Raw genomic sequence first — 3,412 nt, 5'->3', positions numbered from 1 at the left:
TCGGCTGTCTGGTGTGTAGTCGAGGGACACCCCCGTGAGGGCAGCGATAACCCTTCCTTGTTTCGGGCCTTGGTTCATGCCGGGTTCGGCGTTCGGTTTCGAGCGCGTGAGGTCTAGTGGTTCGTTTGCTTCGTGTGCGGGGTGTGTGTGTTGTTTGAGATGTACATAGTGGGTGCGAGCATCTAATTTTTGTTAAGTTGTCAAGGGCGCATGGTGGATGCCTTGGCACCAGGAGCCGATGAAGGACGTGGGAGGCCGCGAAAGGCCTGGGGGAGTTGTCAACCGAGCTGTGATCCCAGGATGTCCGAATGGGGAAACCCGGCACCATTCATATGGTGTCACCCGCCACTGAATGTATAGGTGGTGTGGAGGGAACGCGGGGAAGTGAAACATCTCAGTACCCGTAGGAAGAGAAAACAAAAGTGATTCCGTGAGTAGTGGCGAGCGAAAGCGGATGAGGCTAAACCGGTTGCGTGTGATACCTGGTAGGGGTTGCGCAATTGGGGTTGTGGGAATGTGTGTCCAATGGCTACCGACGTTGGCTACAGTAAGAAAGTGGTGTGTTAATCGAACAGTCTGGGAAGGCTGACCGTAGACGGTGAGAGTCCGGTAGGTGAAAACACATCGCCTGTAGATCGCATTTCCCAAGTAGCGGCGGACCCCTGAAATCTGCCGTGAATCTGCCAGGACCACCTGGTAAGCCTAAATACTTCCTGGTGACCGATAGCGGACTAGTACCGTGAGGGAAAGGTGAAAAGTACCCCGGGAGGGGAGTGAAATAGTACCTGAAACCATGCGCTTACAATCCGTTAGAGCCTGCGAGTTGTTCAGTCAACTGTGGGTGATGGCGTGCCTTTTGAAGAATGAGCCTGCGAGTTAGTGGTGCGTGGCAAGGTTAACCTGTGGAGGGTAGCCGTAGCGAAAGCGAGTCTGAATAGGGCGATATAGTCGCGTGCTCTAGACCCGAAGCGGAGTGATCTACCCATGGGCAGGTTGAAGCGCGGGTAAGACCGTGTGGAGGACCGAACCCACCAGCGTTGAAAAGCTGGGGGATGACCTGTGGGTAGGGGTGAAAGGCCAATCAAACTCCGTGATAGCTGGTTCTCCCCGAAATGCATTTAGGTGCAGCGTCGCGTGTTTCTTGCCGGAGGTAGAGCACTGATTGGTCTAGGGGGCCCACAAGCTTACCGAAATCAGTCAAACTCCGAATGCCGGTAAGTGAGAGCGCGGCAGTGAGACTGCGGGGGATAAGCTCCGTAGTCGAGAGGGAAACAGCCCAGATCACCAGCTAAGGCCCCTAAGCGTGTACTAAGTGGAAAAGGATGTGGGATTGCACAGACAACCAGGAGGTTGGCTTAGAAGCAGCCACCCTTGAAAGAGTGCGTAATAGCTCACTGGTCAAGTGGTTCTGCGCCGATAATGTAGCGGGGCTCAAGTACACCGCCGAAGCTGTGGCATTCACACATTAACCCGGCTTGATCCTACGGGGTCTTGTCTAGGTGTGTGGATGGGTAGGGGAGCGTCGTGTGGCGAGTGAAGCGGCAGGGTGACCTAGCCGTGGACGCCATGCGAGTGAGAATGCAGGCATGAGTAGCGAAAGCAGGGTGAGAAACCCTGCCGCCGGATGACCAAGGGTTCCAGGGCCAGGCTAATCCGCCCTGGGTAAGTCGGGACCTAAGGCGAGGCCGAAAGGCGTAGTCGATGGACAACGGGTTGATATTCCCGTACCCGCGAAGAAGCGTCCATGACGAACCTTCATGTGCTAACCGCTCTAAGCATGTTTCTGTCGCCTTCGGGTGGTGGTTGTGTGTGGACGGGTGGGATCCTGTGGGGTAGTAGTCAAGCGATGGGGTGACGCAGGAGGGTAGCTGGACCCGGTGAATGGTAGAGCCGGGCTAAGCGTGTAGCCCGGGGCATAGGCAAATCCGTGCCCCATGAGGGTGAGACGTGACGGGTAACCGATTGAGGTGAAGCCAGTGATCCCATGCTGCCGAGAAAAGCCTCTAGCGAGTTTCGAGCGGCCCGTACCCCAAACCGACTCAGGTGGTCAGGTAGAGAATACTAAGGCGATCGGGTGAACTGTGGTTAAGGAACTCGGCAAATTACCCCCGTAACTTCGGGAGAAGGGGGACCCTGTCTGGTGACCGGACTAGCTCCGTGAGCTGGCTGGGGTCGCAGTGACCAGGGGGAAGCGACTGTTTACTAAAAACACAGGTCCATGCGAAGAAGTAATTCGATGTATATGGACTGACGCCTGCCCGGTGCTGGAACGTTAAGGGGACCTGTTAGCTTTTCGGAGCGAAGCGGAGAACTTAAGCGCCAGTAAACGGCGGTGGTAACTATAACCATCCTAAGGTAGCGAAATTCCTTGTCGGGTAAGTTCCGACCTGCACGAATGGCGTAACGACTTCCCCACTGTCTCAACCACAGGCCCGGCGAAATTGCATTACGAGTAAAGATGCTCGTTACGCGCGGCAGGACGGAAAGACCCCGGGACCTTTACTATAGCTTGGTATTGGTGCTTGGAACAGTTTGTGTAGGATAGGTGGGAGCCTGTGAAGCATTCACGCTAGTGAGTGTGGAGGCAATCTTGAAATACCACTCTGATTGTTCTGGGTATCTAACCTCGGACCGTGATCCGGTTCAGGGACAGTGCCTGGTGGGTAGTTTAACTGGGGCGGTTGCCTCCCAAAATGTAACGGAGGCGCCCAAAGGTTCCCTCAGCCTGGTTGGCAATCAGGTGTTGAGTGTAAGTACACAAGGGAGCTTGACTGTGAGACCGACGGGTCAAGCAGGTGCGAAAGCAGGGACTAGTGATCCGGCACTTGCGAGTGGAAGCGGTGTCGCTCAACGGATAAAAGGTACCCCGGGGATAACAGGCTGATCTTCCCCAAGAGTCCATATCGACGGGATGGTTTGGCACCTCGATGTCGGCTCGTCGCATCCTGGGGCTGGAGTAGGTCCCAAGGGTTGGGCTGTTCGCCCATTAAAGCGGCACGCGAGCTGGGTTTAGAACGTCGTGAGACAGTTCGGTCCCTATCCGCCGTGCGCGTAGGATACTTGAGAAGGGCTGTCCCTAGTACGAGAGGACCGGGACGGACGAACCTCTGGTGTGCCAGTTGTCTTGCCAAAGGCACGGCTGGTTGGCTACGTTCGGAAGAGATAACCGCTGAAAGCATCTAAGCGGGAAACTCGCTTCAAGATAAGGTATCCCATCCCGCAAGGGAGTAAGGCCCCCAGCTAGACTACTGGGTTGATAGGCCGGAAATGTACGCACAGTAATGTGTTCAGTTGACCGGTACTAATAGGCCGAGGACTTAACAAAACCCTCGCTGCGTAAGTAGCGTCAATGATTTGTCTCGCACCCACTATGTTCTTCTGAAACAACACACAGAAGCACACCCCTTTACTT

General features: G+C 55.2%; 1 rRNA gene. It reads left to right on the top strand.

From position 1 onward, the window contains the following. The first annotated feature begins 190 nt into the window (after positions 1-190). Positions 191-3,325 (top strand): 23S ribosomal RNA (locus AB0I28_RS19615). Positions 3,326-3,412: the final 87 nt, after the last annotated feature.

This window comes from Phytomonospora sp. NPDC050363 (assembly GCF_040655735.1).
In the GTDB taxonomy this organism is placed as follows: Bacteria; Actinomycetota; Actinomycetes; order Mycobacteriales; family Micromonosporaceae; genus Phytomonospora.
The sequence above is the reverse complement of the archived record's forward strand: the minus strand, read 5'-3'. Positions and strand labels throughout refer to the sequence as shown.